Origin of the sequence: Plesiomonas sp. ZOR0011 (assembly GCF_000800945.1) — a bacterium.
Lineage (GTDB): Bacteria > Pseudomonadota > Gammaproteobacteria > Enterobacterales > CAMTGL01 > Plesiomonas > Plesiomonas shigelloides.
The window spans coordinates 141,144-162,222 of sequence record NZ_JRKB01000012.1 but is presented as its reverse complement, the minus strand read 5'-3'; the positions used below and the strand labels follow the sequence as shown (position 1 = coordinate 162,222).

At 54.1% G+C, this 21,079-nt stretch carries 15 protein-coding genes and 1 tRNA gene; 10 read left to right on the top strand and 6 right to left on the bottom strand.

The annotated features are described in order from the left end of the window. Positions 1-358: 358 nt before the first annotated feature. Positions 359-1,057, bottom strand: coding sequence for a tRNA/rRNA methyltransferase (locus tag L975_RS01610; RefSeq protein ID WP_047706800.1), 699 nt, complete (start codon positions 1,055-1,057; stop codon positions 359-361). 232 nt (positions 1,058-1,289) lie between these two features. Here L975_RS01610 and aceK point away from each other — a divergent pair, with 232 nt between their 5' ends. Together aceK and L975_RS01600 are read left to right on the top strand one after the other, a co-directional pair. Next, positions 1,290-3,032, top strand: coding sequence for a bifunctional isocitrate dehydrogenase kinase/phosphatase (gene aceK, locus L975_RS01605; RefSeq protein WP_047706798.1), 1,743 nt, complete (start codon positions 1,290-1,292; stop codon positions 3,030-3,032). Positions 3,033-3,160: 128 nt separating this feature from the next. Beyond that, positions 3,161-3,757, top strand: coding sequence for a hypothetical protein (locus tag L975_RS01600; RefSeq protein WP_156121043.1), 597 nt, complete (start codon positions 3,161-3,163; stop codon positions 3,755-3,757). 131 nt (positions 3,758-3,888) lie between these two features. Here the strand turns inward: L975_RS01600 and L975_RS01595 are convergent, their stop codons facing one another. Further along, positions 3,889-4,428: a putative 4-hydroxy-4-methyl-2-oxoglutarate aldolase gene (locus L975_RS01595; protein WP_072032999.1), complete on the bottom strand. Its 540-nt coding sequence runs from the start codon at positions 4,426-4,428 to the stop codon at positions 3,889-3,891. A gap of 507 nt (positions 4,429-4,935) precedes the next feature. Between L975_RS01595 and arcA the strand changes: the two genes are divergently transcribed. Beyond that, positions 4,936-5,652, top strand: a complete 717-nt coding sequence (gene arcA / locus L975_RS01590) for a two-component system response regulator ArcA (protein WP_010864665.1) — start codon at positions 4,936-4,938, stop codon at positions 5,650-5,652. A gap of 171 nt (positions 5,653-5,823) precedes the next feature. Here the strand turns inward: arcA and arcB are convergent, their stop codons facing one another. Genes arcB through L975_RS01575 form a run of 3 tightly spaced genes read right to left on the bottom strand, consistent with a single transcriptional unit; the run spans position 5,824 to position 10,358 of the window. Further along, positions 5,824-8,205: an aerobic respiration two-component sensor histidine kinase ArcB gene (gene arcB, locus L975_RS01585; protein WP_052181193.1), complete on the bottom strand. Its 2,382-nt coding sequence runs from the start codon at positions 8,203-8,205 to the stop codon at positions 5,824-5,826. Positions 8,206-8,248: 43 nt separating this feature from the next. Next, complete coding sequence (locus L975_RS01580; RefSeq protein WP_081995564.1) at positions 8,249-9,376, bottom strand: diguanylate cyclase domain-containing protein; 1,128 nt, start codon at positions 9,374-9,376, stop codon at positions 8,249-8,251. Positions 9,377-9,431: 55 nt separating this feature from the next. Beyond that, positions 9,432-10,358, bottom strand: coding sequence for a TIGR01212 family radical SAM protein (locus L975_RS01575; RefSeq protein ID WP_047706795.1), 927 nt, complete (start codon positions 10,356-10,358; stop codon positions 9,432-9,434). A gap of 595 nt (positions 10,359-10,953) precedes the next feature. Between L975_RS01575 and gltB the strand changes: the two genes are divergently transcribed. From gltB to L975_RS01540, 7 genes are all read left to right on the top strand, one after another. Continuing rightward, positions 10,954-15,420 (top strand): glutamate synthase large subunit, encoded by a 4,467-nt coding sequence (gene gltB, locus L975_RS01570; RefSeq protein WP_047706793.1) that lies wholly within the window; start codon positions 10,954-10,956, stop codon positions 15,418-15,420. Positions 15,421-15,437: 17 nt separating this feature from the next. After that, positions 15,438-16,853 carry an FAD-dependent oxidoreductase gene (locus tag L975_RS01565; protein ID WP_047706792.1) on the top strand — a complete coding sequence of 472 codons (1,416 nt, stop codon included), beginning with the start codon at positions 15,438-15,440 and terminating at the stop codon, positions 16,851-16,853. Positions 16,854-17,182: 329 nt separating this feature from the next. After that, positions 17,183-17,881 (top strand): 5'-methylthioadenosine/S-adenosylhomocysteine nucleosidase, encoded by a 699-nt coding sequence (gene mtnN, locus L975_RS01560; protein ID WP_047706790.1) that lies wholly within the window; start codon positions 17,183-17,185, stop codon positions 17,879-17,881. A gap of 21 nt (positions 17,882-17,902) precedes the next feature. Further along, positions 17,903-18,862: a cobalamin biosynthesis protein gene (locus L975_RS01555; RefSeq protein ID WP_052181191.1), complete on the top strand. Its 960-nt coding sequence runs from the start codon at positions 17,903-17,905 to the stop codon at positions 18,860-18,862. After that, positions 18,859-19,701, top strand: coding sequence for a vitamin B12 ABC transporter substrate-binding protein BtuF (gene btuF, locus L975_RS01550; protein WP_052181190.1), 843 nt, complete (start codon positions 18,859-18,861; stop codon positions 19,699-19,701). Before L975_RS01555 ends, btuF begins: the two co-directional genes overlap by 4 nt. An 88-nt stretch (positions 19,702-19,789) precedes the next feature. Beyond that, positions 19,790-20,395: a TRIC cation channel family protein gene (locus tag L975_RS01545; protein WP_010864674.1), complete on the top strand. Its 606-nt coding sequence runs from the start codon at positions 19,790-19,792 to the stop codon at positions 20,393-20,395. Between the two features lie 159 nt (positions 20,396-20,554). Then, positions 20,555-20,630 (top strand) — tRNA-Ile (locus tag L975_RS01540). A 183-nt stretch (positions 20,631-20,813) separates the two neighbouring features. On the opposite strand, the gene L975_RS17460 is transcribed toward L975_RS01540, so the two are convergent. Further along, positions 20,814-21,029, bottom strand: coding sequence for an ogr/Delta-like zinc finger family protein (locus L975_RS17460; RefSeq protein WP_072032998.1), 216 nt, complete (start codon positions 21,027-21,029; stop codon positions 20,814-20,816). Between the last annotated feature and the right edge of the window lie 50 nt (positions 21,030-21,079).

Genomic DNA, 21,079 nt, shown 5'->3' with positions numbered 1-21,079 from the left:
TATCTGATTTGCGCGCGTCAGCCAGCCCCGTTACCGATGGTGGTAATGGTGGTGGTTGTAATCGTAATCAGGGTAACCAGCTGAGCGTTCATCATAGTGTTACGTCTTCTCGTTGTAAGCTGTCGTAAGAGAACTGTTGTTGGTGATCCGTGATTGCCATAGCCTGCTGGGCAGACTTTTCGCGCAGTCGTGACTCTATTGGTTAAAGCAAAATTGCGCTAAAGTCAATCAATCGGCTGATTTTCTCTCCGCAGCCACCACTCAATCCACACCAGCAATAGCCATTTTTACCGGATAAAATCCTGCCAGCTTTAGCTGAATCGGTTAATTCGAGAAACCGACAGCGCCAATCTGATAATTACGCGTTGTTTTTCAGCGCGAGCATTTTTTCGATATCATGCAGCAAGGTGTGCAGCATCGCGGTGTCACGCTGAGCCAACATCCCTAAGCGCTGATCCAGCCAATCGGCCAGTTTCTGATCGTCGGCCACCTGCAAGGTTTGCAGTAAACGCTCGACGCGGGCGCGTAAGGCGGTTAACTGCCCCGCATCAGTCGGGGTTTCCTGCTCTTGCTGCAGCTGATTTAACTGCGACAACTGATAGCAATACACCATCACCGCCTGTCCCAAATTTAATGAGGGATAATCGGCCTGCATCGGCACGCAGGTCAGGATATCGGCCAGTTCTAACTCATCATTGGTCAGACCGGAGTCTTCCCGCCCGAAAACCAGTGCCGCGGAGCCCATCCACTGCTGCTTTTCTTGCAGTTGCGTCAGCACTTCAGCGGGGGTCGCGTAATAATTGAAGCGACCGCGCTCACGCGCCGTGGTTGCTACCACCAATTCCACATCCGCCACCGCGTCAGCCAGCGTGGCATACGTACTAGCCTGGGCAAGGATTTCTTGCGAGCCATGCGCAACCCATCCAGCCGCCGGCTGACGATGGGCATCACTGTTCACGATGCGCAGTGAGCTAAACCCCATGGTTTTCATCGCCCGTGCTGCCGCACCCACATTTTCTGCCCGCGCGGGCTCTACCAGTACGATATGAAACTGCATTGTTTTGTTCCTGATTCATTCACCGCCGGCAACTGTAACGAGTTTAGCCAGAAATGCAATTTCCCCCAGTTGCGCATTGGTTAAAAGATCGCCATAGTGAATCCATGCAATGCATATATTCACCTAAATAAAAGCACGGACGATCGCCCAATATGAGCCAGCACCGCGCCGCTTGGCGACGCGACATCAGCTGGTCAGCGAACAGATCGCAACAGGCAGAAGGAATGGCATGATGACCTCGGCACTGGAACACCTGATCGCGCATACGATCCTGCAAGGATTCGATGCCCAATACGGACGCTTTTTAGAGATCACCGCCGGTGCCCAGCAGCGCTTCGAACAAGCCCAATGGGCTGCGGTGCAAGATGCCATGAAGCAGCGGATCAATTTGTACGATCACCATGTCACCTTGGCCGTCGCCCAGCTCAAAAGCATGACCGGCAACCTGTATACCGATGCTCACTTTGTCATGCGGGTCAAACGTGCCTACGAAGATTTACTGCACGACTATCCGCGCTATGAAATTGCTGAAAGTTTCTTTAACTCGGTGTATTGCCGCATCTTCTCGCACCGCAATCTCAATCCGCATAAGCTGTTTGTGTTTAGCTCACAACCGGCGCGCTTTGATCTACCGCAGCGCCCGTTAGACAAAAGCTATCCACTGACCGAACAGTCAGGCGCTAGCGTCAGCACGCGTCTTGAACAGGCATTGGCGCAATTGCTGAATGACACCCCGTTTACCCTGCCATGGGAAAACCTCACGCGGGATATCGAGCAGCTGCAGCGCCGGCTGCGCGCACGTTTTAGTGAAGAGGCGCTAGCACAAGCCAGTCTGACCATGCTGCGCGAACCTTTCTTTCGCAATAAAGCCGCTTACCTGATTGGCCGCATTGAATGGCCGGATGCGCCGCCCACGCCCCTCATCCTGCCGATTCACCATAACGAAGCCCGCGGGATCTTTGTGGATACTTGCCTCACCGAGTTTGACGAAGCCAGCATTGTGTTTGGTTTTGCCCGCTCTTACTTCATGGTGTATGCCCCCGTGCCTTCTGCGGTCGTGCGCTGGTTACACACTATTTTGCCGGGCAAAAGCCACGCTGAGTTGTACACCGCCATCGGCTGTCAGAAGCACGGGAAAACCGAGTTTTACCGCGAATATCTGCACCATCTAGAGCACTCGGACGATCCTTTTATCATCGCCCCCGGCGTGAAAGGGATGGTGATGCTGGTATTTACCCTACCCTCCTATGACACTGTGTTTAAGGTGATTAAAGATCAGTTTGCACCGCAAAAAGAGATGAACCGCGAGATGGTGAAAGCCAAGTACCGCTTGGTAAAAGAGCACGATCGGGTCGGGCGGATGGCAGATACCCAAGAGTATGAGAACTTTATCCTGCCACGCGATCGGGTCTGCAGCGAGCTGCTGGATGAGCTGCGCCGTGAAGCGCCTTCGCAGTTGGAGGAAAACGGTGACCAGCTGATTATCCGCCACCTGTACATGGAGCGACGCATGACGCCGCTGAACCTCTATCTGGAGCAGGCCAATGACGAGCAACTGCGCGCCGTCATTGAAGAGTATGGCAGCGCCATCAAACAACTGGCCGCCGCCAACATCTTTCCCGGCGATATGCTGTTCAAAAATTTCGGCGTCACCCGTCACGGTCGCGTGGTGTTTTATGATTACGATGAAATTAACTACATGACGGAGATGAATTTTCGCGAAATCCCCCCACCACGCTATCCGGAGGATGAGATGTCGGCTGAGCCGTGGTACAGCGTGGGGCCGAACGATATTTTCCCTGAGGAATTCCGTACGTTCTTGTGTATCAACCCGCAGATTCGCCAGATCTTTGAAGAGCTGCATGGGGATCTGTTTGAAGCGCGTTACTGGCGAGAGATCCAAGATAAGATCCGCCACGGCCACATTGAAGACGTCTTTCCTTATCGCAGAAAGTTACGCTTCTCGCGAAATTAAAAAAGTTCCGCTATTAAACGGATATTTTGTCATTTTTTAGCCATACTGAGAGACACGCAGCAAACCGGCGTGGTAAAAGCGGACACACTATTGGCGCACGGTTTTCGCGTGAGTCTTTGGCTATTTACATGAATAGTCGTTATACGCCACAGGGAGAGGCTATGTTGTCACTGTCATCATTGCTGTTGCACGGCCGCCACGCCAATCCTCTTCGCGTGATGCGACTCTCCCTGCGCCAAGCGTTATTGGCAAGCGTGAGTGCCACTTTACTGATGAGCACAACAGCGCATGCGCTGTCGATGGCCGATATCTCGGTGCGTCCGTATTTTGATGCCGGTAACGAAATGACCGCCTTTGATGAATGGCACGTGGCCAGTGGCGTCAGCGTCAGCATTACCCCGGAATGGCAATGGTTTATTGCCAACCAAGTCGGTACCTCGCAAACCGCCGCGCAAGCTTATAATGGCGGAGATACCGGTGCGGCCAACAGTAATGGGGTAGTCAGCGGGGTAAGCTATCAATGGAGTCAGAATCTGCGCTTGGAAAGTCGTATTGGCCGAGAAAATCGCCCCAATGCCCAACAAAGCAGCATTGCCTTTGGTAGCGCCTTGAGCCTGACCCGCTCTTTGGCCGTCAAAGCGGGGATGAATGTGCAAACCACCACCTTACCAAGCAATCCGCAAACCGATGTGCAGCTCGGTCTCGGTCTGGGCGTAACTTTTTAAACGCCATCTCGACAAACATCCACGCGTAAAACCCTATGTATAAAACAAATCAGTGAGCCCCTAGCAATCTTGGCGGCTCACTGACTGTAAGTTGTGGGTTGTGGGTGGTAGGGTGTGGTTGCGGATGCGCGTTATAACGTCGGATCGGTATTGCTTGGCGGATTATCCGCTTGCATACAAGGCAAACAGCGCAAATTCAGCTCTTCACGTGCAATGGCAATGCCGTTCAAATCTGCATACAGCCAATCGCCGGGATGAATGCGGATCCCCTGAATCTCTACGCTGATGCCCAGCTCGCCCAAGCCTCGTTTATCAGTTTTCACAGGACAAGCACCGAGCGCTTGGATCCCCAAAGGCAACTGCGCCAGCTCCCCCACATCACGCACCGCGCCAAACACCACAATACCGGCCCAGCCATTGGCCACCGCTTTGTGCGCCAGCTGATCGCCTAACAAGGCGCGGTGCAATGAACCCGCCCCGTCGACCACCAGCATCTGTCCATAGCCAGGTTTAGCCACCAAATCACGCACCAGTGAGTTATCTTCTGGGCAACGCACGGTCACCACAGGGCCAAAAAAGATGGCGCGCCCGCCATAAGAGCGAAACCACGGCGGTAACACTGTCAGTGACTCGGCGTACACGTCGCATAAATCAGGTAAAAGATCCAACATCGTCCGATCCTTCTGTTATCCATCATCTAAACTTTATTAACATACGCGATCTTTTTGGCTAAATCTGTGTGCCGCTCCACTGGCGGTAAAAATCCCTGTTAACAATTAACTGATAATCCGCACAGATCGATAAACAGTTTATTGATAAATAATGATATTTTATAAAATATTGCAGCCAGTAGCAGACAGATCGGCTAAACTTGACATATATCAAGCAAATTTACGTTATTTCAACTAGTCTGACATAGCCCATTGTTATAAGGCTGTTACATAGATAGAATATTGCGCACCTAGAAGGTATCCTGCCATTAAGAGTCATTGACGACATCTGCGGTGTTACGGCGAGCATCTGTGCCGCATCGCTCCTAAGGAAGGCGCAAGCAGTTGAATTCTACGTTAATTCCTGTGCATTGATTCGTAAACACTTACCGATAAAATATGTTAAGTTTTAATGCACAACATTGCACAACAAGATTCATATTTTTGGTATTGTCTTAGGTAGCATACATGCAAACCCCGCACATTTTGATCGTCGAAGACGAGCTGGTCACTCGCAACACTCTGAAAAGTATTTTTGAGGCCGAAGGCTATATCGTTCACGAAGCCAACGACGGCACCGAAATGCATCAGATGCTGTCTGACCACGATATCAGCCTGGTCATTATGGATATCAACCTGCCGGGCAAAAATGGCTTACTGCTGGCGCGCGAACTGCGTGAGCAGGCCAATATCGCACTGATGTTCCTGACCGGACGTGATAATGAAGTCGATAAGATTCTGGGTCTGGAAATCGGCGCTGATGACTACATCACCAAGCCATTTAACCCACGCGAGTTAACTATTCGTGCCCGTAACCTGCTGTCTCGTACCATGAACATCGGTGGTGGCAGCGAAGAGCGTCGTCTGGTGGAAGAGTACTGCTTTAACGGCTGGACTCTGGACATCAACAGCCGTTCTCTGGTTAGCCCGGCTGGCGAGCAGTTCAAACTGCCACGCAGTGAATTCCGTGCCATGCTGCACTTCTGTGAAAACCCGGGCAAGATTCAGTCGCGTGCCGAGCTGCTGAAGAAAATGACCGGTCGTGAACTGAAGCCGCATGATCGCACCGTTGACGTAACTATCCGCCGTATTCGTAAGCATTTCGAATCCGTGGCAGATACGCCGGAAATCATTGCCACCATTCACGGTGAAGGTTACCGCTTCTGCGGCGAGCTGGAAGAGTAATTCCACTCTCACGCAATTGACCAACAAAAACAGGGCCATCGGCCCTGTTTTTTTATTGCGCATTTTTAACTACATATAGCGATACTACATATCGCCCACTACACATTTTTTACTGCATCTTGTTGGCTGCATATCGCTAGCGTGGCGGCTAACCTTAACCGACCCATTTACTTAGCGCGGCTTTTTGCCCTGCTCTGCCGGTGTTTGGCTTTGCAGCCAGCCACGCAGTAACTGCACGTCATTACGCCACTCACGATGGATCTCATCCACCCAATCCGCCACATTATCCCACCACGCCGGCAGATCCGGAGACTGCGCCTGCTGCGCCAATTGCTGAATATGTTTAAGCCCCACTGAACCTGCGGCGCCTTTGATCTTGTGCGCTTCCGACACAATGCCTTTTTGATCCTTAGCGGTCATGTTGGAATCGAGGATCGCCAGATAATCCGGCATCACCTTCTCAAACAAGTCCAGATTGCTCAGCATCAAGGTTGGCCCCACCAACTCCAGATATTGCTCGAGCATGGTCAGATCCAACAAGGCCGACGGTGCTGGCACGGCTTTGTCATCGGCTGCCGGCGTTGGCTGCGGAGCACTGACCGGCAGCTCTGCTGGCTGCGGTAACTGACGTTGCAACATTGCCTGCAGCGCCTGTACTGACAGCGGCTTACTCAGCGCATCATCCATCCCGCCAATTAAGTATTCGCTCTTGTCTTTCAAGACATTAGCGGTCAAGGCCACCAATGGCGGCAACTGGGTATAGGTTTCACGCCAGCGCCGAGCGATATCAAAACCGGTCATATCCGGCAGCTGAATATCCAGCAACACCAAGTCATAACGCGATGGATCAAACAGTGAAAACGCGTCGGCACCGGTCATCGCCACATCCAGAGTGTGTCCCAGCTTTTGCAGTACCGAGCGCGCCACAATCACGTTCAGCTCAATATCTTCGACCAGCAGGATGTGCAATGGCCGTTGTACACACGCCGCCACCGGCGCATCTTCCGGCTGCGCCGCCGCCAGCTCACGCACACTGACCGTCAGGGTAAAGCAAGTACCCTTGCCTTCTTCACTGGTGACTTGAATATCACCGCCCATCATCTGCGCCAACTTACGAGATACCGCCAACCCAATGCCGGTACCGGTTGGATTAAGCCGCCCATCTTGGCCTTTGACCTGATAGTACATGGCGAAAATCTTATCCAACTCGGCAGCCGGAATACCGATGCCGGTATCTTGCACCGCAAACGACAAGCGGGTTTGCGCCGCATCGCGCTCGGCATGCACGCTGACGGTCACCCCCCCTTCGCGGGTAAATTTCATCGCGTTGCCTACCAGATTCCACAGGATCTGACGCAAGCGGGTGCCATCGGCCTCAATGCAATCCGGTAATGGCTCATGCCGGATCAACTGGAATTTCAGCCCTTTTTGTTCAGCCTGCAAACCGGAAAGGTTTTCCAGATCGCTTAATAAGCCAGTGAAGTCGACCGGTTTAGCCGCCACATCCAAACGACGACGATCGAGTTTGTCCATATCGATGATGTCATTGAAGATATGACCTAAGGTGATCGCACTTAAGTGAATGGTTTTCAGATACTTTTGCTGCTCCGGACTCAACTCGGTATCCAGCAAGATCCGGCTTAGACCCACAATCCCGTTCAGCGGAGTACGCAGCTCATGACTGATTGTAGAGATAAAGGTGGTCTTATCGCGGCTGGCTTTTTCTTGCGCCTCTTGATAACGCTTACGCTCGGTAATATCGCGCCCGAAGCCCATCAGGCCACAGCGCACGCCATTACGGTCATAAAATGGGACTTTGCGCAGCTCGAAACAGGCTTTGCGCCCATCGGGGTAATCCAGCCACAGCTCATAAGTCAGCGGCATATTGTGCTGGAACACATTGGTATCGGTTTCCACCACTTTAGCGGCGATATCTTTGCTGTACACCTCCCACGCCGTCAGGCCAATCAGCTGCTTTTCACTCTTACCGGTGAGCAGCTCCATCGCCCGATTACAACCAGAGAACTGGCCATTTTCGTTGCGGTAATACACCAGATCGGGGGAGGCATCGAGAAACGAGCGTAACAGCGCACTTTGCTGGGCCAGCTGAATTTGCGCCTGTTCACGCTCGAACACTTCGTTTTCCAGATCTTCAATGGCCAGCTGCCGCGCATGCTCAGCCTTACAGCGCTCTTCGTTTTCCAGGCTCAGCTGCTGGATTTTTTCTTGCAACTGGGCATTTAGCTGCAAGTCACGCGCGCGCATCTCTTCGAGCTTACTGACCAACGCTGACAAACGCTGGCGCGACTCTTCTTGCTGCTCAACCACCACCGATAAAAAGTACACCGCCCACGGGGTGATCAGCAGCCCGAAAAACACCGAGCGCACTACATCGATGCCATGCACCTGCCCTTGTAAAAACAAGGTGACCCCGATTTGCACCAACAAGGCCAGCGCCACCAGCGCGGTTGCCAGCAACAGCGAAAACCGGACAATGCCCAGCTTCACCATCAAATCCACATAATATTGCGCAAGCAGCTTGATCCGGTTCATACCGCCGATCCGTTTTTTTGAAATGATATCCTAGGGCGGTATCTTACTGTGTGTCGTCCTGCAGCTCCACCTTGACGCTGTGGGCTGTTTCACCGGTCACACAGATCCGGTTACGACCGAGGGATTTGGCCTGATACAGCGCCAGATCGGCCTGTTGCACCAGCTCGCTACAATGCACCAGTGGTGAGGGCTGCATCGCGGCAATGCCGATACTGCACGTGAGGTGGCCGTTGATGTCCGACGCCGAGTGTGGAATATCCGCTTGACGCAAATTGATCTGGATGCGGCGCGCCACTTCTTCTGCACCTCGCTCATCGGTTTCCGGCAGCAAGATCACAAACTCCTCGCCACCGTAACGCGCCACCAGATCTTGCGGTCGCCACAGTGAGTGAGTAAGCACTTCGGCAAACGCCTGCAAACCGCAATCGCCTTGTTGATGACCATAACGATCGTTGTAGGCTTTGAAATAATCGATATCAATCAGCAGCAGTGCCAGCGAGCGCTGATTACGTTGATGGGTACGCCACTGCTGATGTAGCTGCTCTTCAAAATGACGCCGATTGGCAATGCGGGTCACACAATCGAAATAGCTTAAGGTGTGCAGATCCATAATCGCATCGGCCAGTTGCTGCTCGGTGCGCTTACGCTCCGTAATATCGCGTCCCACAATCAGCACCGCACGCTCCGCGTATTCTGGGCCGTTACAGGGGGATTTGGTGATCTCCAACCAGCGCACCGTGCCATCGGGGGTGCTGAAGTAGTCCTCATAACATACCGGCAAGCCACTATTGAGCACTTGCTGCTCTTGTGACGCCCAAAACGCCACCCGATCTTCAGCGCTCCACGCCACAGGCCGCGTACCACAAATCTGCGCTACCGTGCACTGCGGCCCGCCGAGCATATGGGCAAAGGCTTGATTGCAGGTGAGATAAACGCCGCGCTCGCTGATCACCGCCACCGGATCGGGGCTGGCATCAAACAGCTGCTGCATCAGGCGTCCAGAGTGACGGTAGGGCTGGCTACGCCAGCGGTAGCGCCAACGCTCCCAGCGAACATAGCCCGTCAATACGCCGGCCGGACGATGCCGCGAGGCACGCATTCCCAACAGGAGCAGGGTTAACCCCAGTCCTCCTAGGATAACCCCTAACATAAACAGTGCAGAGATGGTCATTCACGTACCGGCAATTGATGAAAAGTCGTATAAATAAGCAGCGAAACGTCCCACTTTACCCGATTAATTGAAAAGGGGAACCTAAAGCCGAACCCTGCGCGCCTCTTTGCGCCAAAATGCGATTTATCTCTACCATTCCCGTCCAGCGGTTTTCACACCACAGCGGCGCTAACAGCGTCGGACGGCGCGCACTGGCCGACACCCGATGGTAAATAATCTCTGCCGGCGTGTGACGGATCATCTCCGCGGCGATATCCACATAAGGCTCCAGCTCAATCGCCTGCTGCCGCCCAGCTTCCCACGCTTTCGCCATGGTGCTACCGGTGACAATGTGCAGTGGGTGTAACTTGATCCCATCCGTACCGGCAGCAACAACCTGCGCCAAGGTTTGCAAGCAATCTTCTTTGTCTTCGCCCGGCAAGCCAACAATCAGGTGAGTACACACTTTCAGGTTACGCGCCCGCGCCGCTTGGGCCGTTTTGACATAACACGCAAAATCATGCCCACGGTTGATGCGTTTTAAGGTGCGATCCTGCGCCGATTGCAGCCCCAGCTCCAACCAGACTTCATAGCCTTGCTGCTGATAACCGGCCAATAAATCCAACACCGCATCAGAGACACAATCAGGCCGCGTACCGACACACAACCCCACGATATCCGCCTGCTGCAGCGCCTCTTCATACATTCTTTTCAGCAAGCATAATTCGGAATAGGTGCTGGTATACGCCTGAAAGTAGGCCAAATAACGACGCGCACGGTGAATTTTAGTCGACTGTTCAGCAATTTGCTCAGTAATGCTTTTATATTGCGCATTTTCATCGGAAAACGAGGCCACATTACAAAAGGTGCAGCCGCCACGCCCCAACGTACCGTCGCGGTTCGGACAACTAAAGCCGCCATGCAAGGTCAGTTTGTGGATTTTCTCCCCGTAGCGGCGGTGTAAATCGCTGCCAAACATATTTACCAGTTCATTCAGTTGCATCAGCGTCTATTTCCACGATCGAAACCATTCAGATTACAGTGTTGCGCAACCCCCGATCCTGACTCGGATCAAAGCCTTGCCCAACCTGACATTGACTCATTTTTATGACGCACTCATCCCGCCCGAGATCTCTGCCCCCGAGCAAGAATAAATAACGAATAATTGTTCATAATCATGCAGTGCGCCGTGCGCGGTTTATGCTCCGCGCTATCCATAAAGAACGACGTTCTGACCTGTTTTTTATTTTACAGCAGGATAGAAAAACAGAGCGAAATTTTACCTGTCACCCCCACCACCCACGAATTACTGGCCTAGTGGCCAGAAAAACTCACGCCGTGCTACCGCAAGCCCAATCGACAGAACAGCCGTTTGCCGCCTAATTTGTGCAACTAGCTTAATAAACCAATGAATAATAAGTAAAAATAGTCTGTTGCATCGCGAAATTAGATGTTGCTGGCCAATTACAGAATGTTTGACCTATGTAACATTTATCGCTAATTTGGGAAGTCGGCTGGAAGCTGTGAGGTGAGCATGGAGCTCACCGGATTTATGCAAATAATTTGTCGTTCGGTACAGGCAAGGGAGGAAGGCAATCATGCTGTACGATTCATCCCAGGAAAGGGATAACTGTGGCTTCGGGCTGATCGCCCATATCGAGGGTGAACCCAGCCACAAAGTGGTACGTACCGCTATTCATGCGTTAGCCAGAATGCAGCACCGTGGTGCGATTTTAGCCGACGGCAAAACCGGCGATGGCTGCGGCCTGTTGATGCAAAAGCCGGATCGTTTTTTTCGCATGGTGGCCGAAGAGCGCGGTTGGCATCTGGCCAAAAACTACGCGGTCGGCATGCTGTTCCTCAATCCTGACCCTAGCAAAGCGGCCCTTGCCCGGCAAATTACCGAAGAAGAATTACAGCGCGAAACCCTCTCTTTAGTCGGTTGGCGTGTAGTCCCGACCAATCCTGATGTACTGGGTGAAATTGCACTCAGCTCACTGCCGGTGATCGAGCAAGTCTTTGTCAACGCCCCTGCCGGTTGGCGTCCACGCGATGTGGAGCGACGTCTGTTTGTGATGCGTCGGCGCATTGAAAAGCGTCTGCAAGACGACCCACACTTCTATGCCTGTAGCTTCTCTAATCTGGTGAACGTGTACAAAGGGTTGTGCATGCCATCCGATTTGCCACGTTTTTATCTGGATCTGGCCGATTTACGCATGGAATCGGCGATTTGCCTGTTCCACCAGCGTTTCTCTACTAATACCGTACCGCGCTGGCCACTGGCGCAGCCATTTCGTTATCTGGCCCACAACGGTGAGATCAACACCATCACCGGTAACCGCCAATGGGCACGGGCGCGAGCGTATAAGTTCAACACGCCACTGATCCCCGATCTGCAAAATGCCGCGCCGTTCGTCAACGAAACCGGCTCAGACTCCAGTTCACTGGATAACATGTTGGAGCTGTTTTTAAGCGGCGGGATGGATCCGTTTCGCGCCATGCGCCTGCTGATCCCGCCTGCTTGGCAAAATAACCCCGATATGGACGACGATCTGCGCGCCTTCTACGACTTTAACTCCATGCACATGGAGCCGTGGGATGGTCCGGCGGGTGTGGTGATGAGCGATGGCCGCTATGCCGCCTGTAACCTCGATCGTAACGGTCTGCGTCCGGCGCGTTATGTCATCACCAAAGACAAGCTGATCACCTGCGCATCCGAAATTGGGATCTGGGATTACCAGCCGGATGAAGTGGTAGAAAAAGGCCGTGTTGGCCCTGGCGAGCTGCTGGTGATCGACACCCGCAACGGAAAAATCCTGCACTCACTGGAGATCGATAACGATCTTAAGCAGCGCCATCCTTATAAAGAGTGGATGCAGAAAAACGTTAAACGCCTGATCCCGTTCGAGCAGTTGCCCGACGATCAGGTTGGCAACCGTGATTTTAACAATCAGCAGCTGGCAACCTACCAAAAACTGTTTGGCTACAGCAATGAAGAGCTGGAGCAGATCCTGCAGGTGCTGGGGGAAAACGCGCAAGAAGCGGTCGGCTCCATGGGTGACGATACCCCGTTTGCCGTACTGTCGCGCCAAAGCCGCAGCCTGTATGACTATTTCCGCCAGCAGTTTGCGCAGGTGACCAACCCACCAATCGACCCGCTGCGTGAAGCGCATGTGATGTCACTCTCCACCTCCATTGGTCAGGAGATGAACGTCTTTTGTGAGGCCGAAGGACAAGCGCACCGCGTCAGTTTCAAATCGCCGATCCTGCTGTACTCCGATTTCCATCAGCTGCTGGCGCTCGACACGAAATATTACCGTCACGATGTATTGTCTTTGAGCTTCGATCCGCAGCAGACCGATCTGCAACAGGCCGTGCAAGCCCTCTGCGATCAGGCCGAACAACTGGTGCGCAGTGGCTGCGTATTGCTGGTGCTCTCAGATCGCCAGCAGCGCGCCGATCACTTACCGATCCCAGCGGCCATGGCGGTCGGTGCGGTGCAAACCCGCTTGGTCAATAACAGCCTGCGCTGCGATGCCAACATCTTGGTAGAAACCGCCAGCGCGCGCGATCCGCATCACTTTGCGGTTCTGCTCGGCTTTGGCGCCACCGCCATCTACCCGTATCTGGCCTATGAATCGCTGGCCAAACTGGTGGATGACGGCGCGATCAACAAGCCGTACCGCACGGTAATGCAAAACTACCGCAACGGGATCAACAAAGGCCTGTACAAGATCATGTCCAAAATGGGCATCTCTACCATTGCCTCTTACCGCTGCTCGAAGCTGTTTGAAGCAGTAGGGATCGGCTCTGACGTGATTGATCTGTGCTTTAGTGGCGTGCCTAGCCGCATCGAAGGGGCCAGCTTTGCTGACTTCCAGCAAGACTTGGTCAATCTATCCCGCAAAGCCTGGTTAGTACGTAAACCGCTGGAGCAAGGCGGCCTGCTCAAATACGTTCACGGCAGTGAATACCACGCCTACAACCCTGATGTGGTGCAGACCCTGCAACAAGCCGTACACTCCGGTGACTACCGTGATTATCGCCGCTATGCCGATTTGGTGAACCAGCGTGAGCCCGCGACCTTACGTGACCTGCTGCAACTGACCCCAAATCCGGCTACATCGGCGGTTGCATTGGAGCACGTCGAGCCGCAAGAAAGCCTGTTCCGCCGTTTTGATACGGCGGCCATGTCAATCGGCGCCTTGAGCCCAGAAGCCCACGAGTCATTGGCGCAAGCCATGAACACCTTGGGCGGATATTCTAACTCCGGTGAAGGTGGTGAAGATCCGGCGCGCTACGGCACCAATAAAGTCTCGCGCATCAAGCAAGTCGCTTCTGGCCGCTTTGGTGTCACTCCGCACTATCTGGTTAACGCCGATGTCATTCAGATTAAAGTGGCTCAAGGCGCTAAGCCGGGCGAAGGCGGTCAGTTACCGGGAGATAAAGTCACTCCATACATTGCCCGTCTGCGTTACTCCGTCCCCGGCGTGACTCTGATTTCGCCGCCGCCGCACCACGATATTTACTCTATTGAGGATCTGGCGCAGCTGATTTTCGATCTCAAACAGATCAATCCGAAGGCGCTGATTTCGGTCAAGCTGGTCTCTGAGCCGGGCGTTGGCACCATCGCTACCGGCGTTGCCAAAGCCTATGCCGACCTCATCACTATCGCCGGCTATGATGGCGGCACCGGAGCCAGTCCATTGGCGTCAGTTAAATATGCTGGCTGTCCGTGGGAGCTGGGCTTAGTCGAAACACAACAAGCGCTGGTCGCCAATGGCCTGCGCCATAAGATCCGTTTGCAGGTCGATGGTGGACTGAAAACCGGTCTGGATATCATCAAAGCGGCCATTTTGGGCGCCGAAAGCTTTGGCTTTGGTACCGGGCCGATGGTGGCATTGGGCTGTAAATACCTGCGGATCTGTCACCTGAACAACTGCGCCACCGGCGTGGCAACCCAAGATGAAAAGCTGCGCCGCGACCACTACCACGGCCTGCCTGAGCGAGTAATGAATTACTTCCGCTTTATTGCGCAGGAAACCCGTGAGCTGATGGCCGAATTGGGGGTGACCCAGCTGGTCGATTTGATTGGCCGCACCGATTTGCTGACCGAGCTGGATGGCTTTACTGCACGCCAGCAAAAACTGGACTTATCCGCGCTGCTGGCCACCGCTAAGCCGCATCCGGGCAAAGCAGTGTACTGCACCGAAGGCAACCCGCCATTTGACCAAGGCGAGCTTAATGCCCGTTTGGTCGCGCAAGCCCAAGAGTGCTTAACCCAGCGTAAGAGCAAAAAGTTGTTCTTCGATATCCGCAATACCGATCGCTCGGTTGGCGCTCGTTTGTCCGGTGAAATTGCCAGCCAGTTTGGTGAAGCCGGCATTGCCAGCGAACCGCTAAAAGTGCAATTCAGCGGTACTGCCGGACAAAGCTTTGGCGTATGGAATGCCCCTGGCGTTGAGCTGTCACTGACCGGTGATGCCAACGACTATGTCGGCAAAGGGATGGCCGGCGGCAAAATTGCCCTGCGCCCACCGATAGGCTCGGCGTTCAAAGCCCACCACGCCACCATCATCGGCAACACCTGCCTGTATGGCGCCACCGGCGGCAAACTGTTCGCTGCGGGCCGCGGCGGGGAGCGTTTTGCCGTGCGTAACTCAGGCGCGATTGCGGTTGTCGAAGGAATCGGCGATAACGGCTGTGAATACATGACCGGCGGCATCATCTGCGTACTGGGTCGTACCGGCGTGAACTTCGGAGCCGGGATGACGGGCGGCTTTGCCTATGTTCTGGATGAACAGGGCGATTTTGCCAAACGGGTTAACCCCGAGCTGGTCGAGCTACTGGATGTCACCGAGTTGCCTATCCACCAAGAGCACCTGCGCGGTTTGATCACCGAGCACGTGCAGGCAACCGGCTCGGCACGCGGCGAAGAAATTTTGGCGCACTGGGAAAGCTGGGCCGACAAGTTCACGCTGGTGAAACCAAAATCCAGCGATGTTAAAGCATTACTTGGTCACCGTAGCCGCTCTTCGGCGGAACTCCGGGTTCAGGCGCAGTAACAGGGAGAGAGTAAGCCATGAGCCAGAATGTGTATCAGTTTATTGACTTGCAGCGGGTCGATCCGCCGAAAAAACCGCTGAAGATCCGCAAAATTGAGTTTGTTGAGATCTACGAAAACTTTTCCGAATCACAGGTGCATGCCCAAGCCGATCGCTGCTTGGGCTGCGGCAACCCTTATTGTGAGTGGAAATGTCCGGTGCATAACTACATCCCGAATTGGCTCAAGCTGGCCCATGAAGGACGTATTTTGGAGGCGGTGGAGTTATCACACCGCACCAACAGTTTGCCGGAAGTCTGTGGCCGCGTGTGCCCGCAAGACCGTTTGTGTGAAGGAGCCTGCACCCTGAATGACGAGTTCGGGGCGGTGACCATCGGCAACATTGAAAAGTACATCACCGATAAAGCCTTTGAGATGGGCTGGCGACCGGATCTGTCCGGCGTGGTGGATACCGGTAAGAAAGTCGCGGTGATTGGCGCCGGCCCAGCCGGGCTTGCCTGCGCTGACGTGTTGGTGCGTAACGGCGTGAAACCGGTGGTGTTCGATCGCCATCCAGAAATTGGTGGCCTGCTGACCTTCGGCATCCCGGCCTTCAAGCTGGAAAAAGAGGTCATGATCCGCCGACGCGAAGTGTTCAGTGAGATGGGCGTCGAGTTTCGCCTGAACACCGAAATTGGCAAGGATCTGGCGTTCACCGAATTGCTGTCCGAGTTTGATGCCATCTTTTTAGGCGTGGGCACCTACCGTAACATGCGCGGTGGTTTGGAAAACGAAGACGCCGCCGGGGTGTACGATGCGCTGCCCTACCTGATTGCCAATACCAACCGTTTGATGGCCTTTGAGCGTCAAGCGGATGAGTATATCGACATGGCCGGTAAAAAAGTGGTGGTTCTCGGTGGTGGTGATACCGCGATGGACTGCGTGCGTACAGCAATCCGGCAAGGGGCAGCCCATGTGGTGTGTGCTTACCGCCGCGATGAAAGCAACATGCCCGGTTCACGCCGTGAAGTGAAAAACGCCCGTGAAGAAGGGGTAGAGTTCATGTTCAACCTGCAGCCTCTGGGGATTGCCCTCGATGCCCATGGCCGCGCGTGTGGCGTGAAAGTCGTGCGTACGGAGCTCGGCGCACCCGATGCACAAGGCCGTCGCAGCCCCCAAGTGGTGGCCGGCTCTGAGCATGTCCTGCCCGCCGATGCGGTGATCATGGCGTTTGGTTTCCAACCACACGCCATGCCATGGCTCGAGACCTGTGATGTCGAACTCGATAGCAAAGGGCGAATTGTCGCGCCGGCCGAGCGTGAGTTCGCCTTCCAAACCAGTCATGCCAAGATTTTCGCGGGCGGGGATGCCGTGCGTGGCTCCGATCTGGTGGTCACCGCGATTGCCGAAGGTCGTCAGGCGGCAGAAGGGATCATGAACTATCTGGGCTGTTAATCCGCGCAGTGCGCTACGCCTAAGTTAAGTTACGTTAAGTTATCCGCTCGCGTCGTAGGCCACCATCAACCGGCTCGCGAATGCACTCTCCACGGCCAACCGGCATCAAGTTTTTGCGCGGTTGGCCGTTATCTTTGCAACGCCGTTTCTATACCAATTTTACACACACGCGATACCAACACGATGGCCGCTTTTATTCGGCTGGCGCGGTCATGACAAGCATGCCGACTCGCAGATGCTTCATGCTAGACTAGGCATCACTGAAATGCTGCGACTGGCGGCTAAACCGCTTCGCAGTGCGTGTTTTCTTTTTTTGCAGGCCCAATCCCATGAAAGTAGGCATTATTGGCGCAATGGAGCAGGAAGTCGCCATCCTGCGTGACCAAATCAGCAATCTGCAGGTGTTCAAACGCGCCGGTTGCGAAATTTACAGCGGTACTCTGCACGGTACTGATGTGGCGCTGCTCAAGTCCGGCATCGGTAAAGTGGCCGTGGCACTCGGCACCACCTTGCTGATTGAACATTTTGCCCCAGATGTCATCATCAATACCGGCTCGGCCGGTGGTCTGGATAGCCGCCTGAACGTCGGTGATATCGTTGTCTCCAGCGAAGTGCGCTACCACGATGCCGATGTCACCGCTTTTGGTTATGCCTATGGCCAACTACCTGGTTGCCCAGAAGCCTTTGCTGCTGATCCTAAGCTGATCAACATAGCAGAAAGCTGCATTCGCAGCGCCGGTCTGAACACGGTACAAGGCCTGATCTGTAGCGGTGATGCGTTTGTACACGGCGCAGATAATCTAGCTCGCATTCAACAACACTTCCCGCAAATTGCCGCAGTGGAAATGGAAGCCGCTGGCGTTGCCCATGTGTGTAACCAGTACCAACTGCCATTTGTGGTGGTGCGTGCCATTTCAGATGTAGCCGATAAAGAAGCCAGCATGAGCTTTGAAGAGTTCCTGCCGGTCGCCGCCCAGCAATCATCGGTCATCGTGGCCGCGATGCTCAAGCAACTGAACACCTACTAATCGTCCACCACGGAGCCTGACGTGATCCAGCCTGCTGTTACTGAACTCAACTTCCGAGAACTGGCTTTCTGGTATCCGCTGCTGGCGTTGTGGGGTGGCATGCTACTGCACCTGCTGCTACCACAACCGGCGCGCGCATTGCGTCAGGGGTGGACTCTGCTGGCCAGCCGCTTGCTGGCCCGCATGCTACACGCGAAAAACCCGCCCGCTCAGCAGCGCCTATCCGGTGCGCTGAGCTGGTTATTATTGCTATTACCACTGCTGATTTTATTACCGGCACTGCAGATTTTGGCCTGGTCCGAACCGGTGTTTGATGCCGTGCTGCTCTGGCTGGCATTCAGTTGGGCTGCTTTATGGCCGGATAACCAACGTTTTGCCCGCGCACTACAAGGCGAACAAAAACATCTGGCGCGCACCATCTTAGACGAACAAGTGCAACGTGATACCACCGAGCTTTCCCTGCTCGGGTTAGGTAAAGCCGGTGCGGAAACCCTGTTGATGGGCTATTTGCGCGGCTTAATTCATGTTCTGTTTTGGTATTTGCTGGCTGGAGGCTGTGGCGCGCTGTTTTATCGCTGCTGCGAACTGACCGCGCGCTGCTGGTCGCCGGCACAACCGAAAAATCACGCCTTCGGCCTCTTTGCCGCTCGCATGCAAAGCGTACTGGAGTTGCCGGGCAATCTGTTGCTATTGCTGCTGCTGCTCCCTGGGCGTCATCTGCGCCAACGCTGGCAGCGGATGCAAATACAAGCCAAAGGCTGGAGCCACTGGCTCACCGGCGCTCTGTATACCCAAGTCGGTTTACGTTTGGATATCGCGATGGGTGGACCGGTGCGCTATCAAGGCATACGTGTTGGACGACCAACGCTAGGCGGTAGCCGACCGGTACACAGTCGAGACCTGTACCGACTGGCGCGCGATTTAAATTTGTATGCGTTTATCCTGTTATTGCTAAGCTCAGCCGGAGTGTTACTGCGATGAAAAAGACGCTGACATCACGCTTATACCGCGTCTTATCTCGCTCGTTAGCGCTGTGTCTGCTGCTTGTAAGCTACAATCTGCTGGCGGCGGCACAACGGGTGATCTCCCTTTCGCCCTCTACCACCGAATTAGCCTACGCCGCCGGTATGGGCGAGCAGATGGTGGCCGCCAGTAGCTATTCCGATTACCCTGCCGCTGCGCAACAGCTCGAGCGGGTTGCCGATCACCGCGGGATCAATGTCGAGCGGATCTTACTGCTAAAGCCAGATCTGGTGTTGGCATGGAAAGGCGGGAATCCCACGCGCCCACTGCAACAGCTCGAGCAACTGGGGATCCCGGTATTTTATGCAGACCCACGCCGCTTGGACGATCTGGCCAGTGAGTTAGATCAGCTCGCCGCCTACAGTAGCCATCCAGACGAAGCGCGTGCCAACGCCCAAGCACTGCGCCAGCAATTCAGCACTCTGCAGCATACCTATCAACGTCAAACGCCCATTCCAGTATTTATCCAATACGGCACGCAAGCGATGTTTACCCCCGGCGTCGATACCCTGCAATCGCAAATCGTCAGCCTGTGCGGAGGTAAAAACATCTTTGCCGACAGTGGCCTGAGCTGGCCTAAGATCAGCCGTGAGCAAGTTCTGCTGCGTAAGCCACACGCCATTATCGTGCCTGGCAATGCCGAAACGGTGGCTGAAGTTCGCCGCTACTGGCACGGGATGTTAGACGTGCCTGTTATCGCCGTGGAGGAGAGTTTGTTAAGCCGCAGCGGGCCACGTATGCTGCAAGGCGCACAGCACATTTGCACCGCATTGGCGAAACTCTCACCTGCGTCATAATTCAGTAAAAAGCCCGTTGCCAGCAGGCCGCTAAACGCTACAATCGCCGGCGTTTTAAAACTGACTGACTCTGAGGGCTTTCCATCACATGCTGTATTTCTTCGACATGCTGGGCACCGCTGTTTTTGCCATCTCCGGTGTACTCCTTGCCGGCCGTTTGCGGATGGATCCGTTCGGGGTGGTCGTTCTGGCCGCGGTAACTGCCATTGGCGGCGGTACTATTCGCGATATGGCGCTGGATGCCGGCCCGGTATTTTGGATCCGCGATCCCTTCTATCTGACGGTGATTTTTATTACCTGTGCCCTGAGTATGCTGCTGATCCGCCCTGCTCGTCGGATCCCGTGGTGGGTGCTGCCGGTACTGGATGCAGTCGGTCTGGCGGTCTTCTTAGGGATCGGGGTGAACAAAGCCTTGCTGTGTGGCGCTAGCCCAATGGTCGCAGTGGTGATGGGCGTGATCACCGGCGTAGGCGGCGGGATCATTCGTGATGTGTTAGCCCGTGAAGTACCCATGATCTTGCGTACCGAGATCTACGCTACCGCCTGTATTATCGGCGGGATCCTGCACACCGGCGCACTGAGCCTGGGTGTCGGCGCACAACATGCGATGCTGCTGGGTTTATTTAGCACTTTAGGGATCCGCTTGGCGGCGATCCGCTGGAACCTGAAATTGCCGACCTTTCGTATTGACTGATGATCCCCGATTTGGATAGTCTGGGATGTGGGATCAATGATTTTTTCTATCAGATCCTCAAAATGTGACGCTATTTATAGAAAGTTGTATTAAAAAACAGCAAGTAACTCGATGAAGAGTAGACTCGCCCACCCCGATTTCCTATAATTGCGCCCGTCAGGCCCCATAGCTCAGTGGTCAGAGCAGGCGACTCATAATCGCTTGGTCCCCCGTTCAAGCCGGGGTGGGGCCACCAAATTTAATCTGTTAATTCAGGCACTTAAGCCACCCACAGCGGGTGGCTTTTTTGTTTCTATCGACCTGATGGCAGCAAAATGGCAGCAGGTTTTTCCTGTATAGCTCATTTGTCTCATATCTAGCCCAATAAAAAGCCCGCTCAGTTGGCGGGCTAAAACAAAATCCAGCATTCATAAAGCCATCACAAAGCCATCACTGTCTGCTGGCCTTGTGGATGTGGGTTCACCATGTTGATCACATTTGGCTTTGTGATTGAGCGGACCACTGTTTCATGGGAAACAAACGTATGGCTGCAATTGATATTGGTGCACTGGTTGTAGCGTTCTTTAGTTTCATTAGTAACAACGAAACTGCTGCGCGTATGTGCCGGGCACCCACATATTGGACAATTCATCATAATAATTTTCTCCCAACATCATTCACTAAACGTAAATCATTCTACATCAA

What these genes read in the sequence shown, in the direction of transcription:
- L975_RS01610 (WP_047706800.1), bottom strand. Translation starts at nt 1,057, where the DNA reads ATGCAGTTTCATATCGTACTGGTAGAGCCCGCGCGGGCAGAAAATGTG.
- aceK (WP_047706798.1), top strand. Translation starts at nt 1,290, where the DNA reads ATGACCTCGGCACTGGAACACCTGATCGCGCATACGATCCTGCAAGGA.
- L975_RS01600 (WP_156121043.1), top strand. Translation starts at nt 3,161, where the DNA reads ATGAATAGTCGTTATACGCCACAGGGAGAGGCTATGTTGTCACTGTCA.
- L975_RS01595 (WP_072032999.1), bottom strand. Translation starts at nt 4,428, where the DNA reads ATGTTGGATCTTTTACCTGATTTATGCGACGTGTACGCCGAGTCACTG.
- arcA (WP_010864665.1), top strand. Translation starts at nt 4,936, where the DNA reads ATGCAAACCCCGCACATTTTGATCGTCGAAGACGAGCTGGTCACTCGC.
- arcB (WP_052181193.1), bottom strand. Translation starts at nt 8,205, where the DNA reads ATGAACCGGATCAAGCTGCTTGCGCAATATTATGTGGATTTGATGGTG.
- L975_RS01580 (WP_081995564.1), bottom strand. Translation starts at nt 9,376, where the DNA reads ATGACCATCTCTGCACTGTTTATGTTAGGGGTTATCCTAGGAGGACTG.
- L975_RS01575 (WP_047706795.1), bottom strand. Translation starts at nt 10,358, where the DNA reads ATGCAACTGAATGAACTGGTAAATATGTTTGGCAGCGATTTACACCGC.
- gltB (WP_047706793.1), top strand. Translation starts at nt 10,954, where the DNA reads ATGCTGTACGATTCATCCCAGGAAAGGGATAACTGTGGCTTCGGGCTG.
- L975_RS01565 (WP_047706792.1), top strand. Translation starts at nt 15,438, where the DNA reads ATGAGCCAGAATGTGTATCAGTTTATTGACTTGCAGCGGGTCGATCCG.
- mtnN (WP_047706790.1), top strand. Translation starts at nt 17,183, where the DNA reads ATGAAAGTAGGCATTATTGGCGCAATGGAGCAGGAAGTCGCCATCCTG.
- btuF (WP_052181190.1), top strand. Translation starts at nt 18,859, where the DNA reads ATGAAAAAGACGCTGACATCACGCTTATACCGCGTCTTATCTCGCTCG.
- L975_RS01545 (WP_010864674.1), top strand. Translation starts at nt 19,790, where the DNA reads ATGCTGTATTTCTTCGACATGCTGGGCACCGCTGTTTTTGCCATCTCC.
- L975_RS17460 (WP_072032998.1), bottom strand. Translation starts at nt 21,029, where the DNA reads ATGATGAATTGTCCAATATGTGGGTGCCCGGCACATACGCGCAGCAGT.